The sequence below is a fragment of the Rhodovulum adriaticum genome, assembly GCF_004345735.1.
GTDB classification, from domain to species: Bacteria; Pseudomonadota; Alphaproteobacteria; order Rhodobacterales; family Rhodobacteraceae; genus Rhodovulum; species Rhodovulum adriaticum.
On record NZ_SLXL01000006.1, the window covers coordinates 75083 to 87946 of the forward strand.

12 protein-coding genes are annotated in these 12864 nt (G+C 64.6%); 7 read left to right on the forward strand and 5 right to left on the reverse strand.

Translation table 11 applies throughout. The annotated features are described in order from the left end of the window. Positions 1 to 7 precede the first annotated feature (7 nt). The 7 genes from rpoD to ribD all read left to right on the forward strand — a co-directional run bounded on the left by rpoD (position 8) and on the right by ribD (position 7485). A complete protein-coding gene (rpoD, locus tag EV656_RS10065; RefSeq protein ID WP_132603185.1) occupies positions 8 to 1999 on the forward strand; it encodes an RNA polymerase sigma factor RpoD in 1992 nt (663 codons plus the stop codon). A gap of 882 nt (positions 2000 to 2881) precedes the next feature. Beyond that, entirely contained in the window at positions 2882 to 3415 is a 534-nt protein-coding gene (gene ubiT / locus EV656_RS10070) for a ubiquinone anaerobic biosynthesis accessory factor UbiT (protein ID WP_242469051.1), read from the forward strand. Continuing rightward, positions 3415 to 4413 (forward strand): ubiquinone anaerobic biosynthesis protein UbiU, encoded by a 999-nt coding sequence (ubiU, locus tag EV656_RS10075; protein ID WP_132603188.1) that lies wholly within the window; start codon positions 3415 to 3417, stop codon positions 4411 to 4413. The genes ubiT and ubiU overlap by 1 nt, the downstream gene beginning before the upstream one ends. Next, positions 4404 to 5342: a ubiquinone anaerobic biosynthesis protein UbiV gene (ubiV, locus tag EV656_RS10080; protein WP_132603191.1), complete on the forward strand. Its 939-nt coding sequence runs from the start codon at positions 4404 to 4406 to the stop codon at positions 5340 to 5342. Before ubiU ends, ubiV begins: the two co-directional genes overlap by 10 nt. A 71-nt stretch (positions 5343 to 5413) precedes the next feature. Next, positions 5414 to 5824, forward strand: coding sequence for a secondary thiamine-phosphate synthase enzyme YjbQ (locus tag EV656_RS10085; RefSeq protein WP_132603194.1), 411 nt, complete (start codon positions 5414 to 5416; stop codon positions 5822 to 5824). Between the two features lie 96 nt (positions 5825 to 5920). Then, positions 5921 to 6388, forward strand: coding sequence for a transcriptional regulator NrdR (gene nrdR / locus EV656_RS10090; protein WP_132603197.1), 468 nt, complete (start codon positions 5921 to 5923; stop codon positions 6386 to 6388). After that, positions 6385 to 7485 (forward strand): bifunctional diaminohydroxyphosphoribosylaminopyrimidine deaminase/5-amino-6-(5-phosphoribosylamino)uracil reductase RibD, encoded by a 1101-nt coding sequence (ribD, locus tag EV656_RS10095; RefSeq protein ID WP_279432466.1) that lies wholly within the window; start codon positions 6385 to 6387, stop codon positions 7483 to 7485. Before nrdR ends, ribD begins: the two co-directional genes overlap by 4 nt. 97 nt (positions 7486 to 7582) lie before the next feature. Here the strand turns inward: ribD and EV656_RS10100 are convergent, their stop codons facing one another. The 5 genes from EV656_RS10100 to gor form a co-directional block, all read right to left on the reverse strand. After that, positions 7583 to 8977: a Do family serine endopeptidase gene (locus tag EV656_RS10100; protein ID WP_132603336.1), complete on the reverse strand. Its 1395-nt coding sequence runs from the start codon at positions 8975 to 8977 to the stop codon at positions 7583 to 7585. A 217-nt stretch (positions 8978 to 9194) separates the two neighbouring features. Continuing rightward, positions 9195 to 9389, reverse strand: a complete 195-nt coding sequence (locus tag EV656_RS10105; protein WP_132603201.1) for a DUF2065 domain-containing protein — start codon at positions 9387 to 9389, stop codon at positions 9195 to 9197. Continuing rightward, positions 9386 to 10264 (reverse strand): protease modulator HflC, encoded by an 879-nt coding sequence (gene hflC, locus EV656_RS10110; RefSeq protein WP_243695697.1) that lies wholly within the window; start codon positions 10262 to 10264, stop codon positions 9386 to 9388. The genes EV656_RS10105 and hflC overlap by 4 nt, the downstream gene beginning before the upstream one ends. Positions 10265 to 10278: 14 nt before the next feature. Continuing rightward, the gene (gene hflK / locus EV656_RS10115; RefSeq protein ID WP_132603206.1) at positions 10279 to 11412 is read right to left on the reverse strand and encodes an FtsH protease activity modulator HflK; all 1134 of its coding nucleotides are present in this window, start codon (positions 11410 to 11412) and stop codon (positions 10279 to 10281) included. 78 nt (positions 11413 to 11490) lie between these two features. After that, positions 11491 to 12849, reverse strand: coding sequence for a glutathione-disulfide reductase (gene gor / locus EV656_RS10120; RefSeq protein ID WP_132603209.1), 1359 nt, complete (start codon positions 12847 to 12849; stop codon positions 11491 to 11493). Between the last annotated feature and the right edge of the window lie 15 nt (positions 12850 to 12864).

Genomic DNA, 12864 nt, shown 5'->3' on the forward strand with positions numbered 1-12864 from the left:
GCGTTACATGGCCGCAAAAGACACCGACGACCGCAAGACCGAAGAGCAGGAACCGGAGATCTCGCTCGACATGAGCCAGGCCCGGGTCAAGAAGATGATCGCCGAGGCCAAAGAGCGCGGCTACATCACCTATGACCAGCTCAACCAGGTTCTGCCGCCCGACCAGGTGTCTTCGGAACAGATCGAGGACGTGATGTCGATGCTCTCGGAAATGGGCATCAACATCATCGAGGAAGAGGAAAGCGCCGAGGAAGGCGAGGAAAAATCGACCCAGGTTGTCGAAACCTCCACCTCGCGCGAGGTCGCCGTCGCCCAGACCCAGTCCGAAACGCTGGACCGCACCGATGACCCCGTGCGCATGTACCTGCGCGAGATGGGCTCGGTCGAACTGTTGAGCCGCGAGGGCGAAATCGCCATCGCCAAGCGGATCGAGGCCGGCCGCAACACCATGATCGCCGGGCTGTGCGAAAGCCCGCTGACCTTCCAGGCCATCACGATCTGGCGCGACGAGTTGTTGAACGAGGACATCCTGCTGCGCGACGTGATCGACCTGGACGCCACTTTCGGCCGGTCCATGGAAGAGGACGGCGAAGAGGACCCGGTCGTCGAGAACCTGAACGTCGAGGCCGCCGCCGCCAACACCAACAAGAAAAAGGACGAACAGCCCGAGCTGGACGCCGACGGTAACCCGATCAAGCGCGACGACGACGATGACGACGACCAGGCCAACATGAGCCTGGCGGCGATGGAGGCCGCGCTGAAGCCCCGCGTTCTGGAACTGCTGGACCGCATCGCCGACGATTACGCGCATCTGGCCGACATCCAGGACCGGCGGATCAGTGCCACGATCGGTGGCTCCAACCGCTTTTCCGCCAAGGACGAGGCCGAGTATCAGAAACTGCGCGCCGAGATCGTCGTGCTGGTCAACGAACTGCACCTGCACAACAACCGGATCGAGGCGCTGATCGACCAGCTTTACGGCATCAACCGCCGGATCATGGCCATCGACAGCGCCATGGTGAAACTGGCCGACCAGGCCCGCATCAACCGGCGCGAGTTCATCGAGGCCTATCGCGGCCACGAACTGGACCCGCAATGGATGGAGCGGATGGGCCAGAACACCGGCCGTGGCTGGCAGGCGTTCGTTCAGCGCTCTGGCCACAAGGTGCAGGAACTGCGGACCGAGATGGCCCAGGTCGGCCAGTATATCGGCGTCGATATCGGCGAATTTCGCCGCATCGTGAATCAGGTCCAGAAGGGCGAGAAAGAGGCCCGCCAGGCCAAGAAGGAAATGGTCGAGGCCAACCTGCGCCTCGTGATCTCCATCGCCAAGAAATACACCAACCGCGGGCTGCAATTCCTTGATCTCATTCAGGAAGGCAATATCGGCCTGATGAAGGCCGTGGATAAATTCGAATACCGGCGCGGTTATAAATTCTCCACCTACGCGACGTGGTGGATTCGCCAGGCGATCACCCGCAGCATTGCCGACCAGGCCCGCACGATCCGCATCCCCGTGCACATGATCGAGACGATCAACAAGCTGGTGCGCACCGGCCGCCAGATGCTGCACGAGATCGGCCGCGAACCCACGCCCGAGGAACTGGCCGAAAAGCTGCAGATGCCGCTGGAAAAGGTTCGCAAGGTGATGAAAATCGCCAAGGAACCGATTTCGCTGGAAACCCCCATCGGCGACGAGGAAGACAGCCAGCTGGGCGATTTCATCGAGGACAAGAACGCCGTGCTGCCGCTGGACAGCGCCATTCAGGAAAACCTGAAGGAAACGACGACCCGCGTTCTGGCCAGCCTGACCCCGCGAGAGGAACGGGTGCTGCGCATGCGTTTCGGCATCGGGATGAACACCGACCACACGCTGGAAGAGGTCGGCCAGCAATTCAGCGTCACCCGCGAACGCATCCGCCAGATCGAGGCCAAGGCGTTGCGGAAGCTGAAACATCCCAGCCGGTCGCGGAAGCTGCGGAGTTTCCTGGATCAGTGACGGCAGAGCATTTTTTGGTTAGTGTGGCCGAACCCGATGTGTCTGCGCTTGAGCAGAACTATGGAGATGAGTGAACCGCCTACCATGCTGTTCACTCAGTAGACGCTTTGGCCGCCCACATCTTTGCCGAATTGAGGGAAGCGGGGCATGCATTTCCCGCCAGCATTAGGGACGACACAAGCTTTCGTAACTTTCTTGCCGCTTCCAATGACGACTTCGCACTATTGCGAGACGTTGCCAAGGCGTTGAAGCATGTCAGGCTTACAAGGGGTAACCCTGAGGTTACGCAATCCGCACAAGTTTCAACAAGAGCTTTGGGCTGGGGAGAGGGGCGTTGGGGAGAGATAAGATGGGGTAGTCCGCCTCAGGTCGTGGTCGAGACCAAATCAGGTGACCTTCGTCCAATCGAGTCCATAGCGCGCAAAAGCTTGGAATATCTGAAGGAAATGATGCGCAATCACATGCTCATCTAACGGCTGATAGGCCTGCCTAAACGGCGTATGGTGATTGTTGTCTACCACCCTTGGTCCTCGATAGCCGAAGCAAGCGTAGGGTGGGTGGCAACCCACCACCCCACGCCCCCAACATGACCGCCCATTGGTGGGTTGCACCCACCCTACGGTCGGCTTGAAACACGTAGTTTCCTCACGCATGGGGCAGATGCTTCTGCCCACCCGGTCGGGCCGGGCACAGCCAGCATCGGACCGGTGCCATCTCCCCAATCTGTGCGCCCTCACGGCGATGTGACACACCTGCCAAGCCCCTGATTTCAAACGCGCCGCGCCCCTGACCCCAGCCCTGTGACAATTGGTGCTGCGGACATCGTCGCGCCGTTTGACGTATGTCAATTCAGATTTACACACATCCGGGTATCGACCTGCCATGACAACCGCACCTCACTCCTCGCGAGCGGCCGGCGGATCGGGCGGCTTTCCTTTCCTGCCGCCCCTGCCGCTGTTCCTGCTGAACCCGATCCTGAAACGCGTCGTCCACAAGATCGCGGCCGACAACCCCGACATGTTCGACCGTCTGGGCCAGCACCGGCACGCCTATTTCCTGATCGATCCGGTGGACGTGCCCCTGATGCTGTACCTGCGCCCCGACCCCGAGGCGCTGGATTTCCGCGCGATCAACCGGCGTAACCCGCCGCCGCATATCGCGCGCATCTCGGGCAAGTTCCTGGACCTGCTGACCCTGATGGACACCGAGCAGGACGGCGATGCGCTGTTCTTTTCGCGCGACCTGATCGTGACCGGGGATACCGAGGCGGTGGTCTGCCTGCGCAATGCGCTGGATGACGTGGAAGACCCCATCGCCGAAAGCGTGGCCGACATGTTCGGCGCGCCGGGGCGGATGGCGCTGAACACGCTGCGGCGCATGGCGGAAAACGCCCAGAAACGAAAAGAGGCCAAGTGATGATCAAGCCCGAACTGATCTGTCCCGCGGGCACCCCCGCGGCCCTGCGCAGTGCCGTGGATGCCGGTGCGGACGCCGTTTATTGCGGGTTCCAGAACGCCACCAACGCGCGTAATTTCACCGGCCTGAACTTCACCGTGCCCGAGCTGGAGAAATCCGTTGCCTACGCGCATGAGCGCGGCACCAAGGTTCTGATTACGCTGAACACCTTTCCGCCGGCGGGCAAGTTCGACCTGTGGAAAGAGGCGGTGGACAACTGCGCGCGCCTTGGCGTGGACGCGATCATCGTGGCCGATATCGCGGTCGCCCATTACGCCAAGACGCATCACCCCGACCTGCGCATTCACCTCAGCGTGCAGGCCGCGGCCTCCAGCCCCGAGGCGATCACCTATTACGTCAAGGAGTTCGGCGTAAAGCGGATCGTTCTGCCGCGCATCATGACCGTCAGCGAAATCCGCGGCCTGGTCGAGGAAATCCCCTGCGAGGTGGAAACCTTCATCTTTGGCAACCACGGCCTGATGGTCGAGGGGCGCTGCTCGCTGACCAACTACGCCACGGGCCTGTCCACCAACATGGACGGCGCCTGTTCCCCCGCCGCCTGCGTGAAGTATGAGCGGGATGAGCAGGACAACATGTCCACCAAGCTGTGCGATTACACGATCGACCGCTTCGGCCCCGATGAAACCGCAGGCTACCCGACGATCTGCAAGGGCCGGTACAAGTGCGATGCGCGCGACGGCGGCTATTACGCGTTCGAGGAACCGATCAGCCTGAACGCCTCTGACATGCTGCCCGAACTGATCAACGCCGGCGTGCATGCCTTCAAGATCGAGGGCCGCCAGCGGTCGCGCGCCTACGTCAAGAAGGTGGTCGCCGCCTTCCGCGAGGCGGTGGATTCCATCATGGCGGGCGACGAGCCCAAGCTGGCCGACCTGGTAGCCCTGACCGAGGGTCAGAAGCAGACCGAAGGCGCCCTGAAAACCAAGAAATGGCGGTGAGCGAGATGAGTGCCGAACTGACCCTGGGCCCGAACCTGTTTCACTGGCCCGCCGAACAGAAACTGGATTTCTACAACCGCATCGCCGACGAAAGCCCGGTCGGCACCGTCTATCTGGGCGAGGTGATCTGTTCCAAGCGGACGCCGTTTTTCGAAAAGCACCTGGATCAGGTCGCTGACCGCCTGGAACGCGCGGGCAAAAAGGTCGTCTTCTGCTCGCTCTCCGAGGTGGTCATCAAGCGCGAGCGTAACCTGCTGCGCGAATGGGCCGAGCAAGAGGGCCGTGACCTGGAGGTGAACAACACCGCCGCGCTGCTGTACCTCAAGAACAAGCCGCACCGCATCGGCGCCCTGCTGAACGTCTACAACGAAGAGACGATGTCCTATCTGGCCGGCGAAGGGGCAAGCCATTTCGCCCTGCTGCCCGAACTGCCCCGCTCGGTGATCGAGGTGCTGGGCACCCGCGCGCGCGAACTGGGTGTGGGGCTTGAGGTACAGGTCTTCGGCCGGGCCTCGCTGGCGCTGTCGGCGCGCTGCTACCACGCGCGCGCCCATGACCGGACCAAGGACAACTGCCAGTTCGTCTGCGGCGAGGATCTGGACGGGATGACCCTGAATACGATGGACGACCAGGCCTTCCTGGCGATCAACGGCATCCAGACCCTGACCTATGGCTATCTCGACCTGCTGGCGGACATGGCCGACATGCGCCAGATCGGCGTGACCCATTTCCGCGTGATGCCGCATACCTGCGACATGATCGCCGTCACCCGCCTGTTCGACGACGTGCTGCAGGGCCGGATGGACGCCGAGGAAGGCGAGGCCAAGCTGCGCGAGCTGGGGATCGAGTACCCCTTCATCAACGGGTTCTACCACGGCAAGGCCGGGGTCGACTGGGTGCCGCAGCGCGCCAACCAGATGATCGCCTGACAGGCCCGCACAAGCATGCTATCGGCAAGGGGGCGTCCTGTGGCGCCCCCTTCGTCGTTGCGGACCCTTGCATGCAGACCACCTTTGCCATCGCCACCCACGGCCCCGGCCTTTATGAATTCACCCACGAGGTCACCGGCTGGCTGGCCGGTCAGGGCGACGGTCTGCTGACGCTTTTGGTGCGCCATACCTCATGCTCGCTGCTGATCCAGGAAAACGCCGATCCCGATGTGCGGCGCGATCTGGACGGGTTCTTTTCCCGCCTGGTTCCGGATGCCGACGACCCGTCGATGGGCTGGCTGCGCCACACGCTGGAGGGGCCCGACGACATGCCCGCCCATATCAAGGCCGCGCTGCTGCCGGTCTCGCTATCGATCCCGGTCCGGGCGGGACGGCCGATGCTGGGCACATGGCAGGGCATCTACCTGTACGAACACCGCCACGCCCCGCATCGCCGGGAAATTGCAGCTCATTTCGGCTGAATCAACATATAGCAGCGCAAAAGCCCCCTACCCAAATTATGGCGTGCCTCCTATAGTGCCTGTGGAAAACTCAGATGCACCACCGAGGGAGAGGCCATGCGCTGCCCGTTCTGCGGAAATATCGATACCCAGGTGAAGGATTCGCGCCCCGCCGAGGATCATGTTGCGATCCGGCGGCGCCGCCTGTGCCCGGCCTGCGGTGGACGCTTTACCACCTACGAACGGGTGCAGCTGCGCGACCTTGTGGTCATCAAGACGAATGGCCGGCGCGAGGATTTCGACCGCGACAAGCTGGAACGCTCGATCCGCATCGCGCTGCAGAAACGCCCGGTCGATCCCGAGCGGATGGATCAGATGATTTCCGGCATCGTCCGGCGTCTGGAAAGCATGGGTGAAACCGATATCGCATCGAAGGTGATCGGCGAAATCGTGATGGAGGCGCTGGCCCGGATCGACACCGTAGCCTATGTGCGTTTCGCTAGCGTTTACAAGAACTTTCAGGAAGCGGGCGATTTCGACAAGTTTGTCAGCGAATTGCGCCCGCAAGGCCAGCCGGAAGAGTGACCGCCACGACCGATGCCCGTTTCATGGCGCTGGCGCTCTCGCTGGGCGCGCGCGGGCTGGGGCGCGTCTGGCCGAACCCTGCGGTGGGCTGCGTCATCGTCCGCGATGGGCGCATCGTCGGACGGGGCTGGACAGCCCCGGGCGGCCGCCCCCATGCCGAACCGATCGCACTGGCGCAGGCGGGCGATGCCGCGTGCGGGGCTACCGCCTATGTCAGCCTGGAACCCTGTTCGCATCACGGCAAGACGCCCCCTTGCGCCAATGCGCTGATCGCCGCCGGCATCGCCCGGGTCGTCACCGCGCTGGAGGATCCCGACCCCCGCGTCGCCGGGCGCGGCCATGACATGCTGCGCGCCGCCGGGATCGAGGTGACCGTCGGCATCCTGGCAGACGCGGCCCGGCGCGCCCATCGCGGCTTCTTGCTAAGCCGCGAAACGGGACGGCCGATGCTGACCTTGAAACTGGCCACCTCGTTTGACGGGCGCATCGCCACGGCCAGCGGCGAAAGCCAGTGGATCACCGGGCCAAAGGCGCGGCGAATGGTTCATGCCCTGCGCGCGCGCCACGACGCTGTCCTGGTGGGCGGCGGCACGGCGCGGGCCGACGACCCGCAACTGACGGTACGGGGCCTGGGCGTGCCCACCCAGCCTGTGCGCGTGATCGCCGCGGCGGGGCTGGACCTGCCGGAAAACGGAAAGCTGGCGGCCAGCGCCGCGGCGTCCCCCCTGTGGCTGTGCCACGCACCGGATGCCCCGGCGCAGCGCAAGGCCGCCTGGGCCGCGCGCGGTGCCCGCCTGATCCAGATTGATAGCGACCCACAGGGCCGCCTGATCCCACAGGCCCTGATGCGCGCCCTGGGCGCTGCGGGCCTGACCCGCGTCTTTTGCGAGGGGGGCGGCCAACTGGCCGCGGCCCTGCTCTCTGCCAACCTGGTGGACGAACTGGCGGGCTTTACCGCCGGGCTGGCCCTGGGGGCAGAGGGGCGCCCCGCATTGGGCGCCATGGCACTGGACCGGCTGGCAGACGCGCCGCGCTTTCGGCTGATCGAAACCCGGCGCGTCGGTGCAGATGCGCTGCACCTGTGGGAACGGGACTGACAGCCCCTTCTTCTTGGCAAAAACACCCATGGCCCGACGGTACCGCCGGGCCATGTGGCCGGGGCAAGGGCGCCCCGGTTATTGGCTAAATGTCGCCTCAGTCCTCGACCGACAGCGCCACGAAACGCGGCTCGCCCTGGCGGCGCACCAGCAGCAGCAACGACCGCCGCCCGGCGTCGCGCGCCTCTTCGATGCGGTCCTCCAGGTCGGCGACGCGCTGCACCTTGCGCTGACCGGCCTCGGTGATGACATCGCCAGCCCGCAGACCCTTTTCATAGGCCTCGGTGGTCTCGTCGATCTCTTTCACGACCAACCCCTCGACCCCGGCACCCAGGTCCATCTGGGCACGCAACTCGTCGGTCAGCGGCGTCAGGGTCATGCCCATCATCCGGCGGTCCTGCGGGGCGGCATCGGGGCGGGCCGCAGCCGGCACGGCCTCGGCCTCGGCGGTTTCGCGGCGGCCCAGCGTCACCGACAGGCTGCGGGTTTCGCCCTCGCGGAACACCACGACGCGCACGGTGCGACCCACCGATGTATTCCCCACCTGGCGAACCAGTCCACGGGTATCCTCGACCTCGCGCCCGTCAAAGGACAGGATCACGTCGCCGGTTTCCATGCCCGCATCACGGGCCGGGCCTTCGGGCACGTCGCTGACCATCGCGCCGCGCGGCTGGTCCAGGCCCAGGGCCTCGGCCATTTCCGCGGTCACGTCCTGGATGCGCACGCCCAGCCAGCCGCGCCGGGTTTCCCCGAATTCCTTCAACTGGTCGACCACATTAATGACAACGGCCGAAGACATCGCAAACCCGATCCCGATCGACCCGCCATTGGGCGACAGGATCGCGGTGTTCACGCCGACAACCTCGCCTTCCATATTGAACAGCGGCCCGCCCGAGTTGCCCCGGTTGATGGCCGCGTCGGTCTGGATGTAGTCGTCATAGGCCCCCGACAGCGCACGCCCACGCGCCGACACGATCCCGGCAGACACGGAAAAGCCCTGGCCCAGCGGGTTGCCCATCGCCATCACCCAGTCGCCCACGCGCATCAGATCGGAATCGCCAAATGGCACATGGGGCAGCCGCTCGTCGCTTTCGACCTTCAGCAGCGCGATGTCGGTCTTGGGGTCGGTGCCGACGACTTCGGCCTCCAACACCTGCCCCGAGAAGAATTCGACCTCGATCTCGTCGGCTTTCTCGATGACGTGGTTGTTGGTCACGATGAACCCGTCCGCCGAGATCACGAAACCGGACCCCAACGCCTGACTGCGGCGCGGCGGCATCGGGCCGTCGCCATTGGGATTCATGAACTCGCGGAAGAATTCCTCGAAGGGGGAACCCTCGGGCACCATCGGCTGCGTGCCGGCATGGCCCTCGATCACCGTGCGGGTGGTGATGTTGACCACCGCGGGGCTGACCTTCTCGGCCAGGTCGGCAAAGCTTTCGGGGGCTGAGCGGGCAAGCGCCAGGCTGGCCTGCCCAAGCAGCAGCACCATGCCCAGCAACAGCGCGAGTGCGGGGCGCAGTTGCGCCCGGTGCAGGCGGGGAAAATCTGGAACGGTCTGGAGTGTCACGGATGAGTCCTCCTCACTGATGGATCCTATGGTCCGTTTGATCCTGATATGGGCGCGCAGGGGCGGTTCCTGCAACTCACCACGCGTCGCGCAGCCTCAACAGGGCGTGAAAACCGGCCCATCGGTCCCTCTCAGTGTTTCAGGCGCCGAGGCTTCGGGCAAGCCAAACCAGCGCCGTGCCGACCGCAACGGCCCCCAGACCGATCAGCCGGCGGGTTTCGGGCGGAATGGATCGGATCAGTTCCACGACCTCGTCCAAACGCGAAGGGGCCAGTGCGAACACCAGCCCCTCGACAACCAGAACCAGGCCAAGGCCCAGGATCACATAGCTCATTGCCCGCCGGCCGGTTCGATATCGGCCTGCTTGAGATAGTCGAAGAACTCGCTATCCGGGGTCAGCACCATCGACGAGTTGCCCCCCTGCAACGCATTTTCATACGCCGTAAGCGAGCGGTAGAAGGCAAAGAACTCGGGGTCGGCGCCAAAGGCCTCGGCGAAGATGGCGTTGCGTTCGGCATCGGCCTCACCCTGGGTGATCTGCGATTCCCGCTCGGCCTCGGACACCAATTCGACCACGGTCCGGTCGGCCAGCGCGCGCACGCGCTGCGCGGCCTCGTTACCGCGGGCAATCTCGTCGGCGGCTTCGCGCTCACGCTCTGCCCGCATCCGGGCAAAGGTGGCCTCCAGGTTCTGGGCGGGCAGGTTGGTCTGCTTCAGCCGCACGTCCACCACGTCCAGACCCAGGCTGCGGGCCAGTTCGCGCGACTGGTCGCGGATGCGCACCATCAACTCGCGCCGGTCCTCGGACAGGATCGTATCAGAGGTGACCTGATCGGCACCCAGAACCTCGCGGATCTGGGCGTTCAGGATCGACGACAACCGGTCCTCGGCCAGGCGCAGGCCGCCCACACCGACCGCCTGCCGGAACTGCACCACATCAGCGATGCGGAACCGGGCAAAGGCGTCCACGACCAGACGACGGTCATCCGAGGGCGTCACCTCGATCACATCGGTATCCAGCGACAGGATGCGGTCGTCGTATTTCACCACCTCCTGGATCAGCGGGATCTTGAAGGCCACGCCCGGATCTTCCTTGACGGCCTTGATCTGGCCGAATTGCAGGACCAGCGCCTTTTCCCGTTCGTCCACGACATAGATGGACGACAGACCCAGCACCAGCGCGACGACGGCAATCGGCAGAAGGAACATGGATTTTTTCATGGTCAGTTCTCCTGTCCGGCGTTGCTGTTGCGGCGCACCTCGTTCAGGGGCAGGTAGGGCACGACGCCCTGGCCGCCTTCACCCAGCACACCGCTGTCGAGGATGGTCTTGTCCACAGAGCCCATCACCTTTTCCATGGTCTCAAGATACAGGCGCTTGCGCGTCACCTCGGGGGCCTTGGAATATTCCTCCAGCACGGCCGAGAAGCGGCTGGCCTCACCCAGGGCCTCGTTCACGACCTGAGCGCGGTAACCTTCGGCCTGTTCGATGATCTGGGCGGCCTTACCCCGGGCCTCGGCGACCACGCGATTGGCGTAGGCGTCGGCCTGGCGTTGCAGACGGTCGCGTTCCTGTTCGGCGGCCTGCACCTCGCGGAAGCTGTCAATCACCTCGGCGGGCGGGTCGGCCTTGTCCAGGTTGACGCGCACGATGCTGATGCCGCTTTCGTATTCATCCAGCGTTTCCTGAATGCTGGCCTGCGCGCGCTCTGCAATGATGCCGCGGTCGCGGTTCAGGATCGGCGCCAGGTTCGACGCGGCGATGATCTCGCGCATCACCGATTCCGACACGGCCTGCACGGTCAGACGCGGGTCGCGGATGTTGAACAGGATCTTGGCCGGGTCGTTGATGTTCCAGACCACTTGGAAATCGATATCGACGATGTTCGCGTCGGTGGTCAGCATCAGGCCGGTTTCGGTGCCGCCACGGCGCACACCGATTTCCTCAGTCCGTTCGCTGGTGACGTTGATCACCTCGTAGGTGATCAGCGGCCAGGGGGCAAAGTTCAGGCCCGGCTGACCCGTGGCCGAGTATTTACCCAGGAACAGTTCGACAGACTGCTCTTCGGGCTTGACCGTGTAGAAGGACGACAGGCCCCAGACCACGACCGCAGCCACCACGCCCAGGGCGATGCCGCCCTTGGTCAACCTCGGCCCGGCACCGCCGCCGCGCCCGCCACGGCCACCACCGCCCTTGCCGCCCATCAGGACACGCAACTGTTCCTGGCCGCGACGCATCAATTCGTCGATCTCGGGGATCTGGGGCGGCTCCTCGCCCGGGCCGCGGCCACCGCCGCCACCCCGGTTTCCGCCACCGCCCTGGCCTCCGCCCCCCCAGGGGCCACCTTGTCCAGCCATGCAGGTCTTACCTCTCGTTGAAACGTTGTCTTCGTTGATCTGGTGTCGTGTCAGTAACTGGTCGCACCGGGCAGGAATTCAACCCGTGCGCACCGGCGCCTTCATCGTCACCAGTTCTTCGGCCATGGTGGGGTGAACCGCCACCGTGCGGTCGAAATCCTCTTTCGTGGCGCCCATCTTGATCGCGATCCCGGCCAGCTGGATCATCTCGCCCGCGCCGTCGGCCACGATATGGCAGCCCAGCACCCGGCGCGTTTCGGCGCAGACCACCAGCTTCATCAGCACCCGTTCCTCGCGCCCGGCGAACCCGGTCTGCATCGGGCGGAACGCGGTCGCGTAGACCTCGATCGGGCCGCGTTCGCGCGCGGCTTCCTCGGACAGGCCGACGGTGCCGAATTCCGGCTGGGTAAAGACCGCGCCAGGCACCAGGTCGTGATCGGGTTTCGTCGGATTGCCCTTGAACACGGTCTCGACAAAAGCCGCGCCTTCGCGGATGGCGACGGGGGTCAGGTTGATGCGGTCGGTCACGTCGCCCACCGCATAGACCGAGGGGATCGCGCTTTGCGAATAGGCGTCCACCTCGACCGCGCCGTTGCCTTTCAACGTCACGCCCGCCTCTACCAGGCCCAACCCTTCGGTGTTCGGCACCCGGCCCGTGGCATACAGCACCGCGTCATAGACAGCGTCATGTCCGTCGGTCGATTTGACCCAAAGGCCCTCGGCGGTCTTGTCGATGCGTTGCACATTTGTGCCCAGCCGCAAGTCGATGCCGTTATCCTGCATGGCGCCGGCGATATGGCCGCGCGCCTCTTCGTCGAAGCCGCGCAGGATCTGCGCGCCCCGGTAATACTGCGTCACCTCCACGCCCAGCCCGTTCAGGATGCAGGCGAATTCGCAGGCGATATAGCCGCCGCCCACGATCAGAACCCGGCCCGGCAGCGCGTCCAGCTTGAACACCTCGTTCGAGGTGATGACATGTTCGGACCCCGGGAAATCAGGGACGAAGGGCCGCCCGCCGGTGGCGATCAGGACATGCTTGGCCGTCTTGCGGGTGCCGTCGGCCAGTTGCACGGTGTGCGGATCGGCCAGCGTCGCGCGGCTGTCGAAAATCTCGACGCCCGCCTTTTGCAGGTTGGTGCGGTAGATGCCTTCCAGCCGGGACAGCTCCGCCTCCAGCTTGGTACGGAAACCCGTCCAGTCGAAGCCGCCGGTCGTGACCTCCCAGCCATAGGCGCGCGCGTCCTGCATCGCACCGGCAAAGCCCGAAGCGAAGACCATCAGCTTTTTCGGGACACAGCCGCGGATCACACAGGTGCCGCCCATGCGGTATTCCTCGGCCAGACCGACGCGGGCCCCGGCCTCGCTGGCGGCCAGCCGCGCGGCGCGCACACCGCCAGAGCCGCCACCGATGACGAAAAGGTCGTAGTCGAAGGACATCACGCTCCCTTGCGT

Excerpts from the sequence above, each read along its gene's own strand:
- rpoD (WP_132603185.1), top strand. The coding sequence starts at position 8 with ATGGCCGCAAAAGACACCGACGACCGCAAGACCGAAGAGCAGGAACCG.
- ubiT (WP_242469051.1), top strand. The coding sequence starts at position 2,882 with ATGACAACCGCACCTCACTCCTCGCGAGCGGCCGGCGGATCGGGCGGC.
- ubiU (WP_132603188.1), top strand. The coding sequence starts at position 3,415 with ATGATCAAGCCCGAACTGATCTGTCCCGCGGGCACCCCCGCGGCCCTG.
- ubiV (WP_132603191.1), top strand. The coding sequence starts at position 4,404 with ATGGCGGTGAGCGAGATGAGTGCCGAACTGACCCTGGGCCCGAACCTG.
- EV656_RS10085 (WP_132603194.1), top strand. The coding sequence starts at position 5,414 with ATGCAGACCACCTTTGCCATCGCCACCCACGGCCCCGGCCTTTATGAA.
- nrdR (WP_132603197.1), top strand. The coding sequence starts at position 5,921 with ATGCGCTGCCCGTTCTGCGGAAATATCGATACCCAGGTGAAGGATTCG.
- EV656_RS10100 (WP_132603336.1), bottom strand. The coding sequence starts at position 8,977 with ATGGTGCTGCTGCTTGGGCAGGCCAGCCTGGCGCTTGCCCGCTCAGCC.
- EV656_RS10105 (WP_132603201.1), bottom strand. The coding sequence starts at position 9,389 with ATGAGCTATGTGATCCTGGGCCTTGGCCTGGTTCTGGTTGTCGAGGGG.
- hflC (WP_243695697.1), bottom strand. The coding sequence starts at position 10,264 with ATGTTCCTTCTGCCGATTGCCGTCGTCGCGCTGGTGCTGGGTCTGTCG.
- hflK (WP_132603206.1), bottom strand. The coding sequence starts at position 11,412 with ATGGCTGGACAAGGTGGCCCCTGGGGGGGCGGAGGCCAGGGCGGTGGC.
- gor (WP_132603209.1), bottom strand. The coding sequence starts at position 12,849 with ATGTCCTTCGACTACGACCTTTTCGTCATCGGTGGCGGCTCTGGCGGT.